Below are 21,496 nucleotides of genomic sequence, written 5' to 3'. Positions count from 1 at the left end.
GGATGAGAGAAGCCATGCGGTGTCTGTCGTGTGGAAACCATTCGCCCGATGACGCGAGGTTTTGCAGTCAATGTGGCGCCGGACTGCCCCGGCGATGTCCGCAATGCCGTCTTGAAAATGCCGCCACGACGTTGAGTTGCGCGCAGTGCGGCGCAGCCCTCACCGCCGGCCGCGCGGCAGTGGACGGCGAGCGCCGGCACTTGACCGTCATGTTTTGCGACCTCGCCGGCTCGACGATGCTCTCGGCGAAGTTGGACCCTGAAGACATGCACGACGTGCTGCGGGCCTACCAAGAGCACTGCGCCGGCGCGATTCAGCTGTTCGACGGACATATCGCTCAGTATCTCGGCGACGGCGTCCTGGCCTACTTCGGCTATCCGATGGCGCATGAAGACGACGCCAAACGAGCGGTTCACGCGGGACTCCGGATCGTCGGCGGGATGGAACAGCTCAACGCCAAACTGTCTCGCGATAAAGGGGTGACGATCGCGGTGCGGATCGGCATCCATACCGGCTTGGTCGTGGTCGGAGACATCGGCGCGGTCGGTAAACAAGAGCGCCTGGCCTTGGGAGAGGCTCCCAACGTCGCCGCGCGCTTGCAAGGGATGGCCGAACCGAACGGCTTGGTGGTGAGCGAGGCGACCTACGGCCTGATCGAAGGGTTTTTCCGGTGCCGCGATGCCGGCGTGCATGCCTTGGCCGGCTTGGACGTGCCCATGCGCGTCTACCGGGTGGTGGAGGAGAGTGACGCGCGGAGCCGCTTGGACGTCGCGGTCGCCCTCGGACGCTTCGGCCATATCGTGGGGCGAGAAAGGGAGGTCACGGCTCTGATCGCCTCGTGGAGGCGGGTAACGGCCGGCCGCTCGCAGGTCGTGACGCTCAGTGGCGAGGCCGGAATCGGCAAGTCCCGTCTGGTGCAAGCGCTGAAGGAACATCTTTCCGAAGAGCCGCACCGGTGGATCGAATGGAGATGTTCGTCGTACTTCCAGCACAGCGCGCTCCATCCCGTCATTGAATACTTGCAACGGCTGGCGGCGTTGAAGCGCGATGATGCTCCCGTAGAGAAGCTGCGGAAGCTGGAGGCCGCCCTGGAAGCGACGCCCATGAGCGCTCCCGACTCGCTGCCCCTCATCGCGTCCCTGTTGTCCATCCCGTTTCAGGACCGCTATCCCCCGTTGAATCTCAGCCCGCAGCGCCAGAAACAGAAAACCTTGGACGTCGTGGCTGGATGGATTGGCGCGATCGCTCGGCGCACCGGCACGGTGTTGGTGGTGGAAGACCTCCATTGGATCGATCCCACGTCGCAGGAGCTCTTGGCCCTCCTGCTCAAGCAGTCGGCGGCCCACGCGATCCTGATCCTGCTCACGTTTCGCCCCGAATATCACGGCTCCTGGCCGTCGGAATGTCCGGTCACTCCCTTGACTCTGACGCGCCTGGCGCCGAACGAGGTGCTGTCGGTTGTGCAGCGGGTCGCCGGCGGCAGAAACCTTCCGGCTTCGGTGTTGAGGCAGTTGATCGCCAAGACGGACGGCATTCCGCTGTTCGTCGAGGAAATGACCAAGACGGTCTTGGAGTCGGGATCGCTCACGGAAAGCGAGGGGCAGTACGAGCTGTCCGACTCGTTGTCGTCGCTCGGCATTCCGGCCACCCTCAACGATTCACTTATGGCCCGGCTGGATCGGCTGGCGACGATCAAAGAAGTGGCTCAACTGGGCGCGATGTTGGGGAGAGAGTTTTCCTACGAGCTGATTACGGCCGTGTCATTCCTGAACGAAGGAATTCTGCACCGGGAACTGGAACGGTTGGTCGATGCCGAGCTCTTGGTGCGGCAAGGCGACCCTCCGCACGCGATCTACAGCTTCAGGCATGCATTGCTGCAGGACGCGGCCTATGAATCGCTGCTGAAATCCAGACGGCAACAGTTGCACCAACGCGTCGCCTCGGTGTTGGAGATCCGGTTCCCCGAAACGGTCGAGACTCAGCCGGAGCTGCTGGCCTCCCACTACACGGGCGCCGGATCGAAGAAGGAAGCCATCGCGTATTGGTTGAAGGCCGGACAACGGGCGATCGGCCGATCGGCCAACGCCGAAGCGGTGGCGCACATCACCAAGGGCTTGGAACTCCTGCGCACGTTTCCGGAAAGCCCCGAACGGACCCAGCAGGAGCTTCAGTTGCAAGTCGCGCTCGGGACGCCCTTGCTCATGACAAAAGGCTACGGGGCGCCGCAGGTCGTACAGACCTACAGCCGGGCGCGCGAGCTGTGCCGGGAGCTGGGCGACACCATCCAAGTGTTTCCGATCCTTATCGGTCTGTGGTTGTTTTACCACGTGCGGGCGGAGTTGCTCTCCGCCAAACAACTGGGCGAGGAGCTCCTGACCCTCGCCGAGCGCGCCGGAGACTCCGCGTCGTTGGTCCAAGCCCACATGGCGATCGGCGACAGCCTCTACTATCTCGGGGAGCTGTCGCCGGCACGGGCGCATCTTGAGCAGAGTTGCCGGCTCTATCAGCCCGACCAGCATCGATCCTTCGCCCTCCGCTACGCGCATGATCCCGGGGTCTTCACCTTGAACGTGCTGGCCTTCGTCCTCTGGTTTCTCGGATTCGCGGACCAAGCCGTCGAGAAGAATCGGAAGGCGCTGGCCCTCGCCTCCGAGTTGAAGCAACCGTCGAATTTCGTGCATTGCCTCCATAACGCCTCGGCGCTCTCTCAACTCCGTGGAGAACCGCAACTGACCCTGGAACGGTCCGAGCGGCAGATGAAAGTGAGCGAGGAGCAGGGCTTCGTGCTCTGGTTCGCTCTCGGAATGTTCTACCGTGGATGGGCGCTGGCGAACCTCGGTCAGCACGGCGAGGGCGTCGCTCTGATGAAGAAAGGTTTGGCCTCCTATCGGGCCACCGGAGCGGAGTTGGGCCATTCCTACTGTCTGACCCTGTTGGCCGAGACCTGCTTGGCGACCGGCGATATCGAGGAAGGGCACGACTTCATCGCCCAAGCCGCCGAAGCGGCGAACCGCCACAACGATCGGTTCTACGCGTCGGAACTCTATCGGGTGCGAGGCGAGCTGCTCTTGAAGAAATCCATTGCGGGGGAGCGGGATCCCGAACACTGGTTCCTCATGGCCGTCGATGTGGCGCGACAGCAACAGGCCAAATCTTTGGAGCTGAAGGCGGCGTCGAGCCTCAGCCGTCTCTGGCACTCGCGGGGCCAACGGAAAGAGGCGCACGCGGCGCTGGCGTCGATATCCGGATGGTTCCAGGAAGGCGGCGACACAAGAAACGTCAGGGAGGCGAAGGCGCTGCTCGAAAAGATACGACTCGGCAATGGAGACGCGTGTGAGCGGGCGTACGCCTCGGAGCAAGGCGGGTAACCTGAGCTGCTATGCAGGTTGACGACGAGAGAGACGGTTCGAGGCCGGGGGCGGGCGACTACCACAGCCTCAGAATCATGCTGGAGGAAGCCGGCCTCTTCAAAAAACAGCCCTGGTATTACTTCCAGAAGACGAGTGTCACGCTCTCTTTGCTCGTGATGGCGATGCTGCTTGTGGTCGCGCTGAAAAACACGGGGCTGCACCTTCTCGGCGCCGCATTGATGGCCTTTGCGTTCATGCAGGTAGGCCTGCTCGCGCACGATGCCGGACATCATGCGATCTTCGCGCGCAAAACAAGCAACAGAATGTTGGGATTGCTGCTGGGCAACCTCTGTTTGGGCATCAGCAACTCGTGGTGGATCTACGAGCACAACCGGCACCATCGATATGCCAATCGGATCGGGTTGGATCCGGACCTCACCAACCCGGTGGTCGTGTTCGTCGAGGAGCAGGCGTTGAGCAGGCGCGGCCTGCTCCGCTTCATCGCGCGATTTCAAGCGGTGTTGTTTCTCCCGTTGCTGATGCTTGAAAGCGTGAGCCTGCGGGTGAAAAGCATCGGCTTTCTCATCGACCGCCGGCCGGCGTCCGCGCCGATCGAGGGCGTGCTTATTGCCGGGCATTTCATCGTGTACCTCGGCTTCGTGTTGTCCGTCCTCGACCGTTGGGACGCGGGATGGTTCGTTATGACACATCAGGCCCTTTTTGGCGTCTACGCGGGATCAGTGTTCGCATTGAACCATATGGGACGACCGGTTCTGAGCGCCGACCGGGCCACGGATTTCTTGAGACACCAAGTGGTCGCGTCCAGAAATCTCAGATCTCATCCGGTGACCGATTTCATCTATGGCGGCGCGAACTATCAGATCGAGCATCATTTGTTTCCTTCGATGGCCCGCAACAAACTGAAGGCGGCCAAGAAATTTGTCCGCGCATTCTGCCAGGAGAAACGCATCGAATACCGTGAGACATCGGTCTCCGAAGGCTATCGCGAGGTTTTCGCCTATCTCCACACGATCGGAGCCACGTTGTCGGGGAAGCAGCCGGGAGGCGCGTTATGGCGACGCATGAACAGATAGAAGCGACCTATAACTATATGGACGACATCTTTCGCCTGACCTTCGGCGAATGCGCCGACATTTCGGGAGCGATGTACAACGGCGATTTTTCGAAAACGCTGGAGGAGGCTCAGCGGGAGAAGCACGAGTATGTGATGCGGAACCTCAATATCGGAGCAGGGTCTCGTGTGCTCGACATCGGCTGCGGCTGGGGGCCGATCCTCCGAGCCGTGAAGATGCGCGGCGCGTATGGAGTGGGGCTGACTCTGTCAACCAAACAGGCGGAGGCTTGCAGGCGGCATGGCCTTGAAGCCTACGTCCGCGATTGGAAAGACACGGGCGTCCATGAGTGGGGACGCTTTGATGCCATTGTGTCGATCGGCTCGTTTGAGCACTTCTGTTCACGAGAAGAGTATTGTTCAGGGCGGCAAGAAGAGATTTACAAGTCCTTTTTCAAATTGTGCCATGACCTGCTTGTGCCCGGCGGGCGGGTGTATTTGCAAACCATGACTCGGGGCAAGAACGCGCCCGACTATGGAGAGGTCTCGGTACGTGCGCCGAAGCATTCCAATGCGTATATTCTGGCCGTCGTCGAAAAATTTTACCCGGGATCGTGGCCTCCATCCGGCCTCGAGCAACTGCGTACCGTCGCGGATCCCTACTTCAAAATGTTGTCCGCAAACAGCGGCCGCAACGACTACATCGAGACCATGACGCAGTGGGAAAAGCGCCTCTACAAGCCGAGCGTCATGAAGGCGGCCAAGGCCGTGAAGTTGCTGAAGTACGCCCTGTCGGACAGGGATTTCCTCTACAAGCTCGAAGAACTGATCGGCAGTTACAACAAAGAATGCTTCAAGAGAGAGATTCTCGATCATTACCGGATGGTGTTCGAGAAGACATCGTAAAGGGCCGAATTGGGGAGAATACTGCCGGTCAAGGCCCGTGCATCGGCGTGACGCGCTGGAGGCATTCCCGGGGTTGGTTCCCGCAACGACGGAGAGGAGAAGACGGCGATGATTGCTGAAGCCCCTCGACGTATCGACAAGACGGCGGTGAAGAGCCGGCAGTTTCTTGAGCGGGTGCTCGGCCGATACGACCGGCAGAATCTTACCGTGAGGCTGTGGGACGGCACGATCTGGAGGAATACGGGCGATTGCGAGGGCCTTCCTCGGCTCACTCTGGCGCTCAAGCATCCTGCGGCGCTGCGCAGAATGTTTCTGCCGCCGACCGAGCGGCGCCTGGCCGAGGCCTACATCTATGGCGACTTCGATATCGAGGGCGAGATTGAAGAGGCGATTCCACTCGGCCATTATTTGGTGGATACGGCGTTGTCGGCCGGAGACATCGCCCGGCTGGGATGGCGGTTGCTCGCCATCCCGGCCGATGGCCGTCCCCGCCGGTACGGAAGGGCCGCCAGGTTGAGCGGCAGCCGGCATACGATCGATCGTGATCGGCAAGCCATCGCCTACCACTATAACGTGTCGAATCGATTTTACGAGCTGTGGCTGGATCGGCAGATGATCTACTCCTGCGCATATTTTTCGGCGCCGGACGAAGACCTGGACAGGGCCCAAGTGCGGAAACTGCATTATCTCTGCAAAAAATTACGGTTGACTCCGGGGGAAACGCTCTTGGACATCGGATGCGGCTGGGGAGCGTTGATCATGCACGCGGCCCAGCACTATGGCGTGAACGCGCTGGGCGTCACGATCAGCGAGCCGCAAGCCGAATGGGCCACGAGGCGCATCGAGGAACGGGGACTTCAGGGAGTCTGCCGCGTGGAGGTTCGCGACTATCGGGAGCTCCCCCCGGCGGAGCGATTCGACAAGATCGTGAGCGTGGGCATGTGCGAGCACGTGGGCGAGGCGCTGCTGCCGATGTATTTTGCGAAGGCCTATGACCTCCTCAGGCCGGGCGGGGTGTTTCTCAACCACGCCATCGCCCAGCGGGCGAACGAACCGACCGCCATCGGGCAGTTCGCGCACCGCTACGTGTTTCCGGACGGACAACTCGTGCCCATCGGCACGGCGGTGCAGGCCGCCGAACGCAGCGGCTTCCACGTGCGCGACGTCGAGAGCCTGCGCGAGCACTATGAGCTGACGTTCCGGCAGTGGCGCCGGCGTCTCGAAGCCCATGCCCGCGAGGCCGTCGCCGAAACCGACGAGGTCACGTACCGGGTGTGGCGCCTGTCCCTGGCCAGTTTGGCCTATTGGTTCCAGCAGGGCCGCTTCGACCTGTACCAGACCTTGTTGTCGAAGCCCGACAAGGGCTTGAGCGGGTTGCCGCTCACCCGCGCCGATTGGTACACCTGACAAGCGGAAGCTGCCCGATGGGATCGGCGGAGACATCTCACGCGCTTGATGAGGCGTATGCCGCCTGGCGTCGGGGATTCCTCTGGCAACGCGTCCGTCTCTTCATCTGGATCGATCTCGTCATCAATCCGTTCTTCGCGTTCGTGGATGCTGCCAAGGTTCCGCAGGCGATGGGGGCCCTCCTCAAGGTTCGAGGCGTGCTGGAGGGCGGCCTCCTCCTGTGTCTCCTCGCGCTCGCGACGCAGGTCGGCAGGCGGCGCCCCGAGTGGATCTTTGTGTCGGCGGCGTGCCTCACCGGCTTGTCCATCGCGCATCTGACCATCCCGACCGGCGGGTTCTCCTCCTTCCACGCGAACAGCCTGGCGATTCTGATCGTCGGCACCACCGTGCTGGCGCCCGTCCGCATGCCCATGCACCTGATCATCCAGCTCGTCGCCCTGACCTATTTCTTCACGCTGAATCTCGCGACGGCGCGGAGCCGCGGCGCGGTGGATCTGCAGGCCGCGTCGCAGTACACGTTCCTGTTCTGGCTGTGCTTCATCTGCGACCTCTCGGTCTTCAAATATGAGCAGCTGCAGCGCGCGGAGTTCCGGGCGCGCCAGGAGTTGGAGTCCTCCAACGCGAAGCTGCGCGAGCTGGATCAGCTCAAAAGCCGGTTCTTCGCCAACGTGAGCCATGAGCTTCGGACGCCGCTCACGCTGATCCTCGGGTCGTTCAAGCATCTGATGGGCGAGCGGCTCTCCGCCGGTTGTCGCGATCTGGCTCAGGCCGGCTTGCGCAACGCGTCGCGCTTGCTGCTGCACATCAACGAGCTCCTGGACCTGGCCAAATTCGAGAGCGGCAAGCTCACCCCCGTCAAACAGTGTCTCGATCTGGCGCCGCTGGTGCGCCAGGTCGCGTCGAACTTCGAATCCAGCGAGCGCCCCCGCATCAAGCTGGAGGGACTGCACGACGCGATCGTGGCCGAGGTGGACCCGCGTCTCTTCAAGAAGCTGCTGTACAACCTCTTGTCCAACGCCTTCAAGTTCAGCGATCCCGACAAGGGACGGGTCTGGATCCGGCTGCGCCGGTCGGGGTCCTTCGTCGAGTTGGACGTGGAAGACAACGGCATCGGCATTCCGGAAGATCAATTGGGCCGGATCTTCGAGCGATTCACGCAGGTGGAGCAGACCGAGTCGCGCCGCCACGAGGGGACGGGCATCGGATTGGCCTTGGTCAAGGAGGTGGCCGAGCATCACGGGGGCTCCGTGTCGGTTGTGAGTACGCCGGGACAAGGCACCGTGTTCACCGTGAGCCTCCCGATCGGGGCTGTCGGCGGCAAGGCCGCCGTGGTCGTGGACGAGGACGCCCAGGAGACGATCGACGTTCTGCAGCGGGATGCCAAGAGCGGCGGCGAGATCGCTCGGCGGCAGGCGCCCGCCGCCCACGCCGAACCGAACGCGCCGCTGGTCCTGGTCGTGGAAGACAACCCCGATCTTTCCCTGTACCTCCACCGCCTCCTGAGCGCGCACTATCGGGTGGTGACGGCGGCGGACGGCTGCGACGGCCTGGAGCGGGCGCGGGCCTTCAGGCCGGACTTGATTCTGACCGATGTCATGATGCCCCGCATGACCGGACACGAGCTGCTTCGTGAAGTCCGAGCCGACGCGGACCTGCGCGCGCTGCCGGTCATCTTTCTGACCGCGCGCGGGGGCAGCGAGGCCAGGATCGAGAGCCTCGAAGCCGGCGCCGACGATTACCTCACCAAACCGTTCGACGAAGGGGAGCTTCTGGCGAGAGTCAAGAATCTCTTACAGATCCGGGCGCAAGAACGGGAGCTCGAAGCGCTGAACCATCGCCTCACGATCCGCCTTGAGGAGCAAATGTTGGAGCTGATGCGCAACGGGCAGCTCAAACGCTTTCTCTCACCCCAACTCGTCAATCTGATTCTCTCCGGCACGGCCGACGACGTGCTGAAGAGTCATCGCCGGGAGATCGTCGTCGTGTTCCTGGACCTCCGGGGATTCACGGCGTTCGCCGACGTGGCCGATCCTGAAGAAGTGATGGCGGTGCTGCGCGAGTATCAGATGGAGATGGGCCGGCTCATCACGGAGTACGAGGGCACCTTGGAGCGGTTTACCGGGGACGGCATGATGATCTTCTTCAACGATCCCGTGCCGGTGGCCAACCCCGAGGAACGGGCGATCCGCATGGCGGTCGCCATGCGGCAGAAGATGGGCATGTTGCAGAAAGTCTGGGCACAGCGCGGGTATCACTTGGGGCACGGGATCGGGATGTCGTCCGGCCAGGCGACGCTCGGCACCATCGGCTTCGAAGGCCGCTGGGACTATGCCGCCATCGGCACGGTGACGAATCTCAGCGCGCGTCTCTGCAGTGAAGCGGCGCCCGGCCACGTGCTGGTGTCGCATCAGTTTCTCCGGAAGATCGAGCATCTGGTGGACGCCGAGCCGATCGGCGAGCTGCCGTTGAAGGGATTCCAGCGGCCGGTGACGACCTTCAACATCCGGCGGCTCATCGACGGCCGATGAAGCCGGGAGAAGCCCGCCCCGCTATGCCGGCACGTTCAGCTCCGCGAGCTTCCACCGGTGGACCAAGAGGAGCAGCTTTTGGCGGTTGGAGACGCCCACCTTGTCGAAGATGCTGGTGAGGTGATGGCGGACCGTCGTCTCGGAAATGAAGAGGCGTTCGGCGATATCGCGGTTGGACAGCCCCTGTCCGATGAGGGCCGCGACGGCGCGCTCCCGCTCCGTCAAGGTCTCCATCTTGGAGTGTGACGCCGGGGCCTCCGGCTGGGCCGGCGGCGTGCCGCCGCGGTCCTGCTTGAACACGAGAGTCCGGGGATGGCTCACCGGCGCCCCGGGACTTTTGGCCATGCTCTCGATGATCGCCAGCAGCAGGGACGCCGGCTGGCACTTCATCATGATGACGTCGGCGCCCGCTTCGAGGGCCTGCCGGCCCCGTTCCATATCCGCCCAACCGGTCAGCACTACAATGCGGGCGTGGGGCGCGCCTTGCCGCAGCAGGCCGACGTCGAACTGGCTCATGTCCGATTCGAGGTCGACCACAATGAGATCCGGCCGTTCTTTCTCGACCAGGTCACGGGCGGCCGCGCCCCGCGGACATTCGCCGACCACCACCGCGCCGGAGTGCCCTTCGAAGATCCGGCGCAATCCCAGTTGCACGAACGTGTTGCTGCTGACGGTCACGATTTTGATGATCACCGGCTCCGTTCCTCTCTCTGCAAACCAGCGCGGCCTGACTGGGGTGGATCAGAGCGATGTGCCGCTTAGGTGTTTCATCGCCCGGACAAACGAGCTATAGGAGCCACACTAGAATCCGGGCTAGGGATTGCCTACTGGACAAAACCCTAGGAGCCCCCCTCGCAATTCCTGAACGGGTCGAAGGTCCGCCGAATCACGCGGGCTTGCGGAGCGCCGTCGTGCCGCATCCGGTGCGCCACGAGTGGCCGCGCCGCGGGAGTCGGCGAGGGAGCCCCGTCACATTCCGCCAGTCCCGCACGGCGCAGCCCGGCACATCCGTGTCGGTCGCCCGGCGCTTTCTCCTCTCCGGAAAAAGGCACAATGATCCGATGCGGAGCGATTCGGAATTCTGTAAGAGTGACCCCGATGATGGGACCGACACGGCGAAGCTATGTCTGACACGTACGAATTCTCCGCCGCCGATCTTCGATGGTATGCCCTCAGCACGCGCTCGCGCCATGAGAAGCAGGTGCGCGACCGGCTCGCCGCCGTCGGGTTCGAGATCCTGTTGCCGTTGACCACCAGCCTCAGCCAGTGGTCCGACCGCAAGGTGTGGACGCGAACGCCGCTGTTCCCCGGCTACTGTTTTGTCCGTTTTGCGCTCACCAACCGTCTGGCGGTTCTGCAAACACCGGGCGTCGTGCGCATCGTCGGATCCACGAGGCCGGAGCCGATTTCCGACGAGGACTTGGCGGCCATTCAACGGCTGTCCGAGAGCAGGCGCCACACCGAACCGTCCGCGTACTTCGTAGAAGGAGCATGGGTGCAAGTGATACGAGGCCCGCTCGCGGGTCTTCGAGGCCAGCTCGTGAGAAAGGGGCAGCACGATTGCCTGGTGATCCGAGCTCGTCTGATTCAGCAAGCCGCGTTGGTGCACATCGAGATGGACGAAGTGATGCCGGTGCCGGCGGATTGTTGCGAATGGCCCGCGGGCCCGGCGGGCGCCGGTCCGTCTCCGATTCCGCCTCTCCTCTAGATTCTTCAGCGTATCGAGAAAGGGAGCCCAAACCATGGAGCGACGCAACGGCCTTCCGGCAGATCGTACAGCCCCCGGTGCCGCGGACGAACCCGAGCACCCGCTCAGAGAATACGCCAGCGCCTGTCGGCAGCATGCGAGGCTGATCGTCCTGATCGGGTGCGGCTTTGCGGCGGCGGCCGGCATGTGGTCGGTCCTTCAAACGCCGGTCTACCAGTCGAGAGCGACCGTCGTGATTGAAAGCCAGGCGCCGGGTGGGCTGGAAAAGGACAAGTCGTACTACCATTTGGACAACAGTCCCGAGTATTTCCAAACGCACTTTGAGCTGTTGAAGAGCCATCAGGTGATCCGGCGGGCGGTGGATCAGCTGAAACTGTCGAATCGGCCCGAATATCAGCCCCAACCCTCCTTGCTCGACAAGGTGCTCCCCAAGTGGGTGCAGGCGTGGTGGCAACCCAAAAAAAAGGAGGGACCGCTGGCCGAAGAAGCCGAACAGGAGAGACTCCTCAAAGCGTTTTTGAACAACGTCGAAATCATGCCGATTCGGGGCGCGCGATTGGCGCACGTGACGGTGAGCTCGGTGGATCCCGCCTTCGCCGCGCTCGCGGCCAATACCCTGGTGTCCGTCTATGTCGAACGGAATCAGGAGCTGAGCTCCATCGCGCGGGAGCAGGCGGCGCGGTGGTTCACCACGCACTTGGAGGGACTGCGCGAAAAAGTGCAGGCCGCCCAGGAGGCGCTCTACCTCTATCGGGCCAAGCACGGGCTGCTCACCGGCGAAGAGCGCAAATCGCTGGCCGGCCAGACGATGGCGGAGCTGAACTCACAACTCGTGAAGACCGAGATGGCGAAAGCCGCGGCGTACTCGCGACTGCAACAGGTCGAATCGGCGCTCAATACGCAGGGCCAGCCTGGAAGCGGCGGCGGCTGGCCGGAGCTGGACTCCCTCACGCAGGTGCTGAATTCCCAGTTGATCCAAATGCTCCGCGCGCAGGAGATCGCGCTTTCATCGCAGGTGGCGGATCTGTCGGAGAAGTACGGTCCGTTGCATCCCGATCGGGCTCAAAAGCACGCCGAACTGCAGAATCTCCGCCAACGCATCAAGCAGGAAGTCCAGAAGATCTACGACTCGCTCAAGCACGAGTACAACATGACGGTGGCGCAGGAGCGCGCGGTGCAGGCGGCCATCGCCCGATACGGCAACGACAAAATCCGCCTGGAGAAGAACGAAATCGAGCACGGCATGTTGGAGCGGGAAGCGGAAAGCAGCCTCCACGTCTACAACCTCTTTTTGAAGGCCACGAAGGAAAGCGATCTGTCGGCCGGGATGCAGACCAACAACGTCTATCTGGCCGATCCGGCCACGCCGAGCGCGGTTCCCGCCAAACCGAAAACCAAGCTGAACATCGTCTTGGCGCTCATGACGGGCCTGATGAGCGGTGTCGGCCTGGCCATCGTTCTGGAAGCGCGCAACAAGAAACTCCAGGACCCGGGCGACGTGGAGCGGTATCTCCCAGAGGTCTCGCTGCTCGGCGTGGTCCCGCTCCTGCCGAAAGCCTCGACGCCGGAAAAAGCGCTGGTGCATCCGGACGCGATGTCGCCGGCCGCGGAAAGCATCCGCATTATCCGGACGGGCCTGCTGCTGTCGCGGCCGGACACCCTGCCGTCCCGCGTGCTCATCACGAGCCCGGGAGACAACGAAGGCAAGACGACGCTCGCCGTCAACCTGGCCCTGGCGCTGGCGCGGCTGGAGCGCCGTCGCGTCGTCCTCGTGGACGTGGATTTCCGGAAACCCAACCCGCATCGCATCTACGAGGTGGGCCTGCACAAGACGTCGGCGCCGGGTCTCGCTCAGTTGTTGGCCGGGCAAGCCGACATCGCCGACGTGGTCCATGACAGCTTTGTCCCCAACCTGTCGATCGTCCCGAGCGGCGACCGCCCAGGGAATCCCACGGAGCTGCTGCACTCCAAATATCTGACCCAGCTCCTCGAGTGGGCCTTGCGGCAGGACTGCCACATGATCCTGGATTGCCCGCCCACCCTCCCGTTCGCGGATACCGCCGTCCTCGCCTCCAAAGTGGACGGCGTTCTGATGGTCGTGTGCGCGGGGAAGACCACCCGTGAAGCCTGCCGCCTCGCGATCCAGCGGATGGCGTTCGCCGGAGGAAAAATGCTGGGCGTCGTGATGCAAAAGGCCCGCGTCGAAGACTCGCCCTACTATACGGCCTACTACCAGGAACAGGCCTGATGAACCGGCTCCGTACCGGCGGCGGATGGCTTGGCATGCGGCAATCAGCGACATATCCGATGGCGCTTGCTCGGGGGTGGGTCGACCGGGTGCGCGCGGCCCACGCCGATCACCACGCCATCGCGCGAGGCATGGCCTGGGTGGTGCTTTTTGTGGTGGTGGGCAAAATCGCCGGAGCCGCCAAGGAGATGGCGGTGGCGTGGCGCTATGGCGTCCGCGAAGAGGTGGACGCCTACCTCTTTCTCTTCAACCTCGTGACGTGGCCGACGGGGGTCTGGTTCAGCGTGCTCGCGGCCGTGCTGGTTCCTCTGGCGGCCCGCTTACGGCGGGAGCCCTCCGTCGAGGTTCCTCTCTTCAGAGCGGAGCTGTTGGGCCTCACGCTGTTCCTGGGAGTCGCACTGGGGGGGGTGGCATGGATCGGCTTGCCCTGGCTGCTCACTCGATCATGGGTCGGCCTCCCGGCGACGACGGCCGCTCTCGCCGTCGGGATGGTCGGGCCGCTGGCCCTGTTGATTCCCTTGGGCGTGCTGATCAGCCTCTTCTCAGCCTGGATCATGGCGGCCGGCCAACATGCCAATACACTCCTGGAAAGCGTCCCGGCCTTGGTCATCTTGGCGGCTCTGCTGGCTTTTCCGATCGGCGGAGCTGAACCGCTGGTGTGGGGGACGATCGCCGGTTCTGTCTGTCACCTCGGGAGCGTGGCTGCCGTGCTGAAGCGGCGCGGCGAGGTCGAAGCCCCGCGCGTTACCCGTGCGTCGTCTCAATGGCCCGTGTTTTGGCAAGGGTTCGGTCTGATGCTGGCGGGCCAGTCGCTCATGACGAGCCTCGGCATCGTCGACCAATTCTTCGCCGCCTCTCTCGGCACGGGAGCCATCGCCGCGCTCGGATACGCCAACCGCATCCTGGGGTTGATTCTCAGCCTGGGCGCCATGGCGGTGGCTCGCGCCACGCTGCCGGTGTTCTCGCAGGCCTCCGCGCAGGAGGGCCGGCAGATCCAGTCCGTCGTCGCTCAGTGGGTGCGCCTGTTATTCATGCTGGGCGTCGCCGCCACGCTGATCGGCTGGTGGCTCGCGCCGTGGGCGGTGCGCCTGCTGTTCGAGCGCGGCGCCTTCACCGCCGCGGACACCGATGTGGTCGCCGAAGTCGTCCGCTATGGGTTGGCGCAGTTGCCGTTCTATTGCGCGGCTTTGGTGCTGGCGAGCTACGCGTCCAGTCAAGGCCGCTACCGCGTGCTGTTTTGGTCGGGCGCGATCGCCGTCGGCTCCAAGATGATCGCCAACGCGGTGCTCATCCCGTTGCTCGGCATCAAGGGGATCGCCCTCGCGTGGGGGGTGGTCTACGCCCTGAACGCGCAGTTCTTCTTGCTGACCCTGAGGCGGCCCACATGAACGCGCTGACAAGACCGGAATATTGGGAACAGGGCTACGTCGCGCGCGAGGAAGGGACCGAATACCGATTCGGCTGGCGCGATTACGCCAATCATCTCCTGGCGAAGAAGATCGAGGACATTGGACTGGACGGCAAGCGCGTGTTGGAAATCGGCGCGGGCGATTCGCCGTGGCTGCCATATTTCGCCGGCAAATATCCCGGCGGTCGATTTGCCGGCCTCGATTATTCGCAGGCGGGATGTGAGCGGCTGGCGAAGCGGGCGGCGGCACTCGGCGGGGCGTCCAGTATCGAGGTCCATCATCAAGACTTGTTCGCCGCGCACAGCGAGTTGCATGGGCGCTTCGACCTCGTCGTGAGCTTCGGCGTGGTCGAGCACTTCGCCGATTTGGCGCATGCGCTGGCGGCGAAACGGCGCTACCTGAAAGACGGCGGGTTGATGTGTACGGTCATCCCCAACATGGCCGGGGTGCTCGGGCGTCTCACCAGGCGGTTCAATCGTTCCGTGTACGACATGCACAACCCCCACGATTGGGAGTCGTTTCTTGATGGTCATCGCCGAGCCGGCCTGGCGGTGCTGTCCGGCGGCTACCTCGGCTCCTCCAACTTCGGCGTGCTGTCCAGTTGCTTTAGAGAACGGCGGGGCCTTGCCTGGCATACCTATGTGCTGCTGACGCGACTGTCGAAAGCCGTCTGGTTCCTCGAAAGCCGATTCGGCGATCTGCCGGCGAGCAAAACCTTGTCGCCCTACATCGTCGCCGTCAGCCGCGCGAAGTAATTCAGGCTTTTCCCGGCCGCTCCCGCACTGTCTCGCAGCGTCTCCGGAGAACCGGTGACGGTCCTCTCCATACGGTCATGCGAATTACATTGGTGATCGCCACGCTGGGAGCGGGGGGAGCCGAACGCGTGATGGCTCGGATGGCCGACTACTGGGCCGAACAAGGGCACGGGGTGGCGCTGATCACGCTCGACGGGGCCGACAAGGATTTCTATGGGGTCCACCCGGCCGTCGCGCGTATCGGGCTGGGTCTCGCGCATCCTTCCGCCGGCGTGCGCCAAGCGCTCACCCGCAACATCGGCCGCATCGCTTCCCTGCGGGAGGCGATGCGCCGCTCGAATCCCGATGTCGTGATCAGCTTTGTTGACAAGACCAACGTCCTGACTTTGATGGCGACCGTGGGCCTGTCCATCCCGGTCGTCGTGTCGGAACGAATCGATCCCCGCTACCACGGCATCGAACGGTCGTGGGCCCTCTTACGGCGGCTGTTCTATCGGCGCGCGGCGGCGTTGGTGGTGCAAACGGACGGCCTGCGCCCGTGGGCGCAAGGATTGATTGACCCAAACGACGTGTATGTGATCCCGAATCCGCTCTCGGAAAAGATCCGAGCCTGTGACGGGTCGGTCAGGAGCGCCCGCCCGAAGAACACTATCGTGTCGATGGGGAGGCTCGCCGTGCAGAAGGGATTCGACGATCTGCTCAGAGCCTTTGCCCGCTGTGGGAACAGCCGCCCCGACTGGTCGCTGGTGATCATCGGCGAAGGGCCCGAGCGGGGCAGATTGGAGGCGCTCGCTGCGGAGTTGGGGGTCCGGTCCAGAGTCACGCTGGCAGGGCGTCTTGCGGATCCGTTTGAGGTCCTGCAGCGCGCGGATTTGTTTGTACTGGCTTCCCGATACGAGGGGTTTCCCAACGCGCTCCTGGAAGCCATGGCTTGCCGACTTCCCGTGGTGAGCACCGACTGCCCCAGCGGCCCGCGCGACATCATCCGCGACGGAGTGGACGGCGTCCTGGTTCCTCCGGGTAACGTGACGGCCTTGTCGGAAGTCATGGGCCGTCTGATGGACGCTCCTCAGGAGCGTGAACGGTTACGGGCACGGGCCGTCGAGGTGGTCGAGCGCTTCGGCATTGAGAAAATCATGAAATCGTGGAGCGAGCTGCTCCGGCAGGTCGTGGACGGGCGTCGGCCGCACTGGCCTGTGCCCAATACGGTTCGTTCCTTCCGAAGAATATGAAGATTCTCTTCTTAATTCGCTCGTTGGAATCCGGAGGGGCGGAGCGGCAATTGGTCGTGCTGGCGCGAGGGCTCCGGCAGCGGGGGCATGACGTCGCGGTCGCGGTCTTCTACCCGGGAGGGCCGCTGGAAGACGAGCTGAAGGAGGATGATGTTCCCATTCATTCTCTCGAGAAACGTGGACGATGGGATGTCCTCGGCTTTCTGACGCGATTGATCCAAACCGTGCGCCGTGAGCGCCCCGACGTGCTGCACAGCTATATCAGCAATCTCGTCACCGTGCCCGTGCAGCCCTTCTGTCCTGGCACGAGGATCGTGTGGGGAGTGCGGAGCTCCCACTTGGATTTTGATCGATACGATTGGCTGTTCCGATTCAGCCACAAGCTGTCCTGCCGGCTGGCCCGTTCCGCCGATCTGATCATCGCCAACTCGCATGCGGGCCGGCGAGGCCATGTCGCAGACGGGTATCCCGCGCAGAAGACGGCGGTGATTCCCAACGGCATCGACACAGCGCGATTCCGCCGGAACCCCGCCGCGCGTGAGCGCATTCGTAGGGAGTGGGGAATCTCGCGAGACGAGGAATTGATCGGTCTGGTCGGCAGGCTGGATCCGATGAAAGACCATGAGACCTTCCTGCGAGCGGCGGCGCAGCTCTCGCACGTACGACCCGCCGTCCGGTTTGTCTGCGTGGGAGACGGCCCGTCTGCCTATCGAGCTGCGCTCCAAGGGCGGACCGGTGCGCTCGGGCTTTCCGACCGCCTGCTGTGGGCGGGGATGAGGTCCGATATGGCGAACGTCTACAGCGCGCTCGATCTGCTGGTGAACTGTTCATACGGAGAGGGGTTCTCCAATGTCATTGGCGAAGCCATGGCCTGTGGCGTCCCCTGTGTGGCGACCGACGTGGGAGATTCGCGTCTCATCGTCGGATCCATGGGCGCCCTCGTTCCGCCCAAAGATCCCATGGCTCTCATGAAAGGGATGCAACAGGTCCTCGACCGACGACTGCCTCCGGCGGAGATCCGGCGGCCTGTTGTGGAGCGCTTCTCTGTGGAGACGCTCGTGCGGGCAACCGAACAGCATCTGTTGGCACTGTGTCACGGGACCGCGATTGAATCAGTCGAGCCGAGACAACGGACGCTGGCGTCCTGACCGGCAGGCGAGCGGCCTAGGTCCCGTGCTCCAAGCTCTGATCGGAACAAGATGCGACAGAGAAGTCTCCTCTCGGTACTCGTCATGGCCGGCGCCGGCGCCGTGACGCTCCTGCTTGCCGAGGCGGCGCTCTGGTTGTTCCCCGTCTCCACGTCAACCGGCGCCATGGCGCTCGATGACCGCAACCCCGTGATGCGCTATACGCCGAATCAAGTGTACGTGTTCTCCAAAGGCTGGAATTTTGAAATGGTGAACCGCGGGCGCATCAACAATTACGGGTTCGTCAACGAACAGGATTACACGAAGCATGGAGAGGCCGACGGCCCGATCGTCGTCATCGGCGACAGTTATGTGGAAGCCCTGATGGTGCCGTATGAGGAGACCGTCCAGGGCAGGCTCTCACGATTGTTGGGGCCGCGTCGCTTGGTCTACAGCATCGGCACGTCCGGATCCCAGCTCGCGGATTACCTGGCCTACGCTCAATTTGCCGGGAGTGAGTTCCATCCCTGCGCGATGGTCTTTGTCATCGTGGGAAATGATTTTGACGAGAGCCTGGTTCAGTACTCGAGAGGGGTCGGCTATCACTTCGAACGCGTGGCGGGCGAGTCGAGGTTCCGCATGGTACGGACCGATTACCATCCGAGCGGGTGGAAACAGCTCATGCGGCATTCCGCCCTGGTCCGGTATTTGTGGAAAACCGTGGGAGTCGGCGGCCTTTCCCTCGCCTCCGCCAGCTCCGCAGAGTATGTCGGCAATACCGACGCCTCGGCTTCCCACGAACGGGTCGCCGCGTCGCAGGCCGCGGTCGATTATTTCCTGCGCGAGCTGCCGCACCGCGCGCACCTGCCGGCCTCGCGCATCGTCTTCGTCGTCGATGCCCCCCGTCCGGACCTCTACTCGGCATCGGGAGCGCGAGAGGAGGGACGGAGCTATTTCCATCTCATGCGCCGGTATTTTTTGGCTGCCGCGGCCGGCTTGGGCTACGAGACTATCGATATGCACCCGCGGTTCAAAGCCCGCCATCAATCGGATGGGACCCGGTTCGAGTTCCCCATCGATGGACATTGGAACGGCCGCGGCCATGAGGAGGCGGCCAAAGCCGTCGCAGCCTCCCGCACATTTCAGCGTCTCGGGATGTGAAGCCGCGGATACCGTTGTGATGGAGGAAAGGTCGACGCCGATGAACGTCATCCGTATGGTGTACGCCGTGATGGCTGTTACGGTGTTTTTCGGGAACGTTCCCAATTGGCTACATTTTCAATATGGCGTGGGAGTGCCATGGTATTGGGTCGTGGCCCTCATCGTTCTGTCCTTGCCGCTGCTGTTCCTGGCGGTGGTCACTTCCAATATCGTCCGGCAACCGCTCGTGGTCTGGTGTTACGGGTACCTCTGCCTGACGATGATCTGGTTTATCGTGGGCCCCCAAACGGAGATGGCATGGCAAGAAGTGCGGTGGCGGGTCTTGGCCATCATGGAGGTGCTCAGTTTTCTGGCCATCTTTATGGACGCGCAGGCCAATCAATTCGCGCGGCGCACCGTGGTCGCCGCCGTCCATGTCGGCGTTGCGGTGAATATCTATGAGCTGTTCGTGCCGATGTCGTTCAGCAACGTGTTCGGCCGTTCAGCCGGTCTGTATTTGAGTCCGAATCTCGCCGGAGAAGCGCTGGTGCTGGGGATGATCGTGGGGATCACGGTGGTGCCGGCCTGGTATCGCGGGCTCTTTGTGCTGCTCACGGGCGTCGGCGTGTTCGTCACCTATTCAAGAGGGGGATTGATCGGGTGGTGTCTTGCCGTGGGAGGTCTCCTGCTCGGGCGGTTCGTGAACACGAGGCAGGTCGCCCAAGCCGGCCTGGCGGCCCTGCTGCTCGTCGGTCTTCTCATCGTCCCGAAGCTCAATGACATCCTCGCGACGCTGGAGAGGGCCGGGGCATTCAACGCGGATGCGTTGGAAAGACTGGCATGGTTGACGGATCCCTCGGGCGTCTCGGATACGTCGAGCTGGTCACGGATCTATGTCGCCCAACAGGCATGGCAGCGACTGGCGGAGCACCCGTTCTGGGGCGAGGGCACGGGAGCCGTGCACGAGGGACTCGATATTCCGCCCCACAACCAGTTCTTGGCCTATATGATCGACCACGGCGTCCTGGGTGCCCTGCTCTTGCCGTGGCTGCTGCTGGCATTGCTTTGGCCGGCGCGCGCAGACCGCCGGCGAATCGGCGTGATCTTCAGCGTTACGGTGTTGTGGTTCAGCTTTTTTACCCATACCCTGTTGAACAATCCCTACAGTCTGTTGCTGTTCGCCTTGATGGCGGCCTTTGCGCCGGCGGGCCGCCGTCCCGTCCGCCCCATGTCCCAGGCTATCCATCCGGCTCTCATTCCCGGTCAGAGCGTCCTCGCGCGCGCGCGGTCGTAACTCCCGGCGGTGGATTTCCCATGATGTCGAAGGTCTACCACCTCTCCTTGATCGCTGCCGGCCTGTTAGTCGGCCTCCTGAGCAGTGAAGTCGCGCTCCGGGTGGCCGGCGTTTCCTATCCGATTTTTTTTCAGGTTGACGGGGAGGTCGGGGCGGCCCTCCGGCCGGAGGCCGAGGGATGGTGGACACGAGAGGGGGAACAGTACGTCCGGATCAACGCGGTCGGATTCCGCGATCGGGAACATTCCATCGGAAGGCCGGACCATGTGTTCCGAGTGGCCGTACTCGGAGACTCGTTCGCAGAAGCGCTGCAAGTGAGCATGAAGGAGACGTTCTGGGCGGTGATGGAGCGGGAGATGAAGGGGTGTCCGGCCTTGGCCGGACAAGAGCCGGAGGTCATCAATTTTGGCGTCTCCGGATACGGCACGGCTCAGGAGCTGATCATGCTGCGTCGCCGAGTATGGGCCTATGCCCCCGATGTCGTGCTTCTGGCCGTCACGCCCACCAATGATATACGCAATAACTCCAGAGCGCTGGAGAACGATGAACGGCGGCCGTACTTCGTTCATCAGAACGGACAACTGGTCGAGGATCTGTCCTTCCGCGATCGGACGGGCTTCCGACTCCGTCACTCGTCATTGGGGCGGCTGATGGCCCGAATACGGGATTCTTCCCGCACGTTCCAATTGTTGAATGAAGCCCTTCGCCGGGCGAGACAACCGAAACGCCCGGGGATGTCGTCCGACCATCGGGCGGATCGAGCCGACGGTGAGGGGGAACCTACCTGGATTCGAGGAGAGGTCGGTCTCGACATGGCGGTCTACGCGGAGCCGACGGATCACGCGTGGCAAGAGGCGTGGGCTGTGACTGAAGATCTGATCAGACAGATGCACAAGGAAGTCGAAGCCCGGAACAAGCTCTTTATGGTTGTCACCGTCAGCAGCGGGCCTCAGGTGGGACCGGACCCGGCGGCTCGCCGAGCGTTGGAACGCCGTCTGGGCGTGCCGGATCTGTTTTACGCCGAGAAGCGAATCCAGGCGGTCGGTCGGAATCTGTTCCCGGTGGTGGCGCTCGCTCCGCTATTCCAGGCCTACGCGGAAGAACGCGGCGTGTTCCTGCACGGCTTTCCCAATTCCGGCTTGGGCCACGGTCATTGGAATGCGGCCGGACATCGCCTCGCCGGTGAGGTGATCGCCCGGCACCTGTGCCAAACCCTCCTGCGCGCTCCGATGCACGACGCCGCGGGCCAGGGGAGCCGCGCCGTGGCGACGTATCGAACGCCGTTCTGACGGCGGCGCTCGATACGTCGCGACATCCGGG

Annotated in this window: 15 protein-coding genes; 14 read left to right on the top strand and 1 reads right to left on the bottom strand. The window is 63.1% G+C overall.

The window, feature by feature from the left end; all coding sequences use genetic code 11:
* Nucleotides 1-14: 14 nt before the first annotated feature.
* The 5 genes from NITMOv2_RS20260 to NITMOv2_RS20240 all read left to right on the top strand — a co-directional run bounded on the left by NITMOv2_RS20260 (nt 15) and on the right by NITMOv2_RS20240 (nt 9,263).
* Nucleotides 15-3,368 carry an adenylate/guanylate cyclase domain-containing protein gene (locus NITMOv2_RS20260; protein ID WP_187299293.1) on the top strand — a complete coding sequence of 1,118 codons (3,354 nt, stop codon included), beginning with the start codon at nt 15-17 and terminating at the stop codon, nt 3,366-3,368.
* Nucleotides 3,369-3,379: 11 nt separating this feature from the next.
* Nucleotides 3,380-4,444, top strand: coding sequence for a fatty acid desaturase family protein (locus NITMOv2_RS20255; RefSeq protein ID WP_053381583.1), 1,065 nt, complete (start codon nt 3,380-3,382; stop codon nt 4,442-4,444).
* Entirely contained in the window at nt 4,423-5,328 is a 906-nt protein-coding gene (locus NITMOv2_RS20250) for an SAM-dependent methyltransferase (RefSeq protein WP_053381582.1), read from the top strand. Before NITMOv2_RS20255 ends, NITMOv2_RS20250 begins: the two co-directional genes overlap by 22 nt.
* A 108-nt stretch (nt 5,329-5,436) precedes the next feature.
* Nucleotides 5,437-6,735, top strand: a complete 1,299-nt coding sequence (locus tag NITMOv2_RS20245; RefSeq protein WP_053381581.1) for an SAM-dependent methyltransferase — start codon at nt 5,437-5,439, stop codon at nt 6,733-6,735.
* Nucleotides 6,736-6,752: 17 nt separating this feature from the next.
* Nucleotides 6,753-9,263, top strand: a complete 2,511-nt coding sequence (locus tag NITMOv2_RS20240; protein ID WP_053381580.1) for an ATP-binding protein — start codon at nt 6,753-6,755, stop codon at nt 9,261-9,263.
* Nucleotides 9,264-9,284: 21 nt separating this feature from the next.
* Here NITMOv2_RS20240 and NITMOv2_RS20235 read toward each other — a convergent pair whose 3' ends face one another.
* Complete coding sequence (locus NITMOv2_RS20235) at nt 9,285-9,956, bottom strand: LuxR C-terminal-related transcriptional regulator (protein WP_053381579.1); 672 nt, start codon at nt 9,954-9,956, stop codon at nt 9,285-9,287.
* 430 nt (nt 9,957-10,386) lie between these two features.
* Between NITMOv2_RS20235 and nusG the strand changes: the two genes are divergently transcribed.
* The 9 genes from nusG (at nt 10,387) to NITMOv2_RS20190 (ending at nt 21,465) form a co-directional block, all read left to right on the top strand.
* Nucleotides 10,387-10,971: a transcription termination/antitermination protein NusG gene (nusG, locus tag NITMOv2_RS20230; protein WP_053381578.1), complete on the top strand. Its 585-nt coding sequence runs from the start codon at nt 10,387-10,389 to the stop codon at nt 10,969-10,971.
* A 34-nt stretch (nt 10,972-11,005) separates the two neighbouring features.
* Nucleotides 11,006-13,219 (top strand): GumC family protein, encoded by a 2,214-nt coding sequence (locus tag NITMOv2_RS20225; protein WP_053381577.1) that lies wholly within the window; start codon nt 11,006-11,008, stop codon nt 13,217-13,219.
* Nucleotides 13,219-14,607: a murein biosynthesis integral membrane protein MurJ gene (murJ, locus tag NITMOv2_RS20220; protein ID WP_053381576.1), complete on the top strand. Its 1,389-nt coding sequence runs from the start codon at nt 13,219-13,221 to the stop codon at nt 14,605-14,607. Before NITMOv2_RS20225 ends, murJ begins: the two co-directional genes overlap by 1 nt.
* Nucleotides 14,604-15,383, top strand: coding sequence for a class I SAM-dependent methyltransferase (locus tag NITMOv2_RS20215; RefSeq protein ID WP_053381575.1), 780 nt, complete (start codon nt 14,604-14,606; stop codon nt 15,381-15,383). Before murJ ends, NITMOv2_RS20215 begins: the two co-directional genes overlap by 4 nt.
* Before the next feature lie 77 nt (nt 15,384-15,460).
* A complete protein-coding gene (locus NITMOv2_RS20210; protein WP_053381574.1) occupies nt 15,461-16,615 on the top strand; it encodes a glycosyltransferase family 4 protein in 1,155 nt (384 codons plus the stop codon).
* On the top strand, nt 16,612-17,763 hold the full coding sequence (locus NITMOv2_RS20205) for a glycosyltransferase (protein ID WP_053381573.1): 1,152 nt from the start codon (nt 16,612-16,614) through the stop codon (nt 17,761-17,763). The genes NITMOv2_RS20210 and NITMOv2_RS20205 overlap by 4 nt, the downstream gene beginning before the upstream one ends.
* Before the next feature lie 51 nt (nt 17,764-17,814).
* A complete protein-coding gene (locus NITMOv2_RS24135) occupies nt 17,815-18,903 on the top strand; it encodes an alginate O-acetyltransferase AlgX-related protein (protein WP_187299292.1) in 1,089 nt (362 codons plus the stop codon).
* 40 nt (nt 18,904-18,943) lie between these two features.
* Entirely contained in the window at nt 18,944-20,176 is a 1,233-nt protein-coding gene (locus tag NITMOv2_RS24130) for an O-antigen ligase family protein (RefSeq protein WP_187299291.1), read from the top strand.
* A 20-nt stretch (nt 20,177-20,196) separates the two neighbouring features.
* Entirely contained in the window at nt 20,197-21,465 is a 1,269-nt protein-coding gene (locus tag NITMOv2_RS20190) for an SGNH/GDSL hydrolase family protein (protein ID WP_053381570.1), read from the top strand.
* The last annotated feature ends 31 nt before the right edge of the window (nt 21,466-21,496 follow it).

Source organism: Nitrospira moscoviensis, assembly GCF_001273775.1.
Classification (GTDB): Bacteria; Nitrospirota; Nitrospiria; order Nitrospirales; family Nitrospiraceae; genus Nitrospira_D; species Nitrospira_D moscoviensis.
This window is presented reverse-complemented; position numbering and strand designations above follow the sequence as displayed.

Excerpts from the sequence above, each read along its gene's own strand:
- NITMOv2_RS20215 (WP_053381575.1), top strand. The coding sequence starts at position 14,604 with ATGAACGCGCTGACAAGACCGGAATATTGGGAACAGGGCTACGTCGCG.
- NITMOv2_RS20255 (WP_053381583.1), top strand. The coding sequence starts at position 3,380 with ATGCAGGTTGACGACGAGAGAGACGGTTCGAGGCCGGGGGCGGGCGAC.
- NITMOv2_RS20190 (WP_053381570.1), top strand. The coding sequence starts at position 20,197 with ATGATGTCGAAGGTCTACCACCTCTCCTTGATCGCTGCCGGCCTGTTA.
- NITMOv2_RS20225 (WP_053381577.1), top strand. The coding sequence starts at position 11,006 with ATGGAGCGACGCAACGGCCTTCCGGCAGATCGTACAGCCCCCGGTGCC.
- NITMOv2_RS20260 (WP_187299293.1), top strand. The coding sequence starts at position 15 with ATGCGGTGTCTGTCGTGTGGAAACCATTCGCCCGATGACGCGAGGTTT.
- NITMOv2_RS24130 (WP_187299291.1), top strand. The coding sequence starts at position 18,944 with ATGAACGTCATCCGTATGGTGTACGCCGTGATGGCTGTTACGGTGTTT.
- NITMOv2_RS20210 (WP_053381574.1), top strand. The coding sequence starts at position 15,461 with ATGCGAATTACATTGGTGATCGCCACGCTGGGAGCGGGGGGAGCCGAA.
- murJ (WP_053381576.1), top strand. The coding sequence starts at position 13,219 with ATGAACCGGCTCCGTACCGGCGGCGGATGGCTTGGCATGCGGCAATCA.
- NITMOv2_RS20240 (WP_053381580.1), top strand. The coding sequence starts at position 6,753 with ATGGGATCGGCGGAGACATCTCACGCGCTTGATGAGGCGTATGCCGCC.
- NITMOv2_RS20250 (WP_053381582.1), top strand. The coding sequence starts at position 4,423 with ATGGCGACGCATGAACAGATAGAAGCGACCTATAACTATATGGACGAC.
- NITMOv2_RS20205 (WP_053381573.1), top strand. The coding sequence starts at position 16,612 with ATGAAGATTCTCTTCTTAATTCGCTCGTTGGAATCCGGAGGGGCGGAG.
- NITMOv2_RS20245 (WP_053381581.1), top strand. The coding sequence starts at position 5,437 with ATGATTGCTGAAGCCCCTCGACGTATCGACAAGACGGCGGTGAAGAGC.
- NITMOv2_RS24135 (WP_187299292.1), top strand. The coding sequence starts at position 17,815 with ATGCGACAGAGAAGTCTCCTCTCGGTACTCGTCATGGCCGGCGCCGGC.
- nusG (WP_053381578.1), top strand. The coding sequence starts at position 10,387 with ATGTCTGACACGTACGAATTCTCCGCCGCCGATCTTCGATGGTATGCC.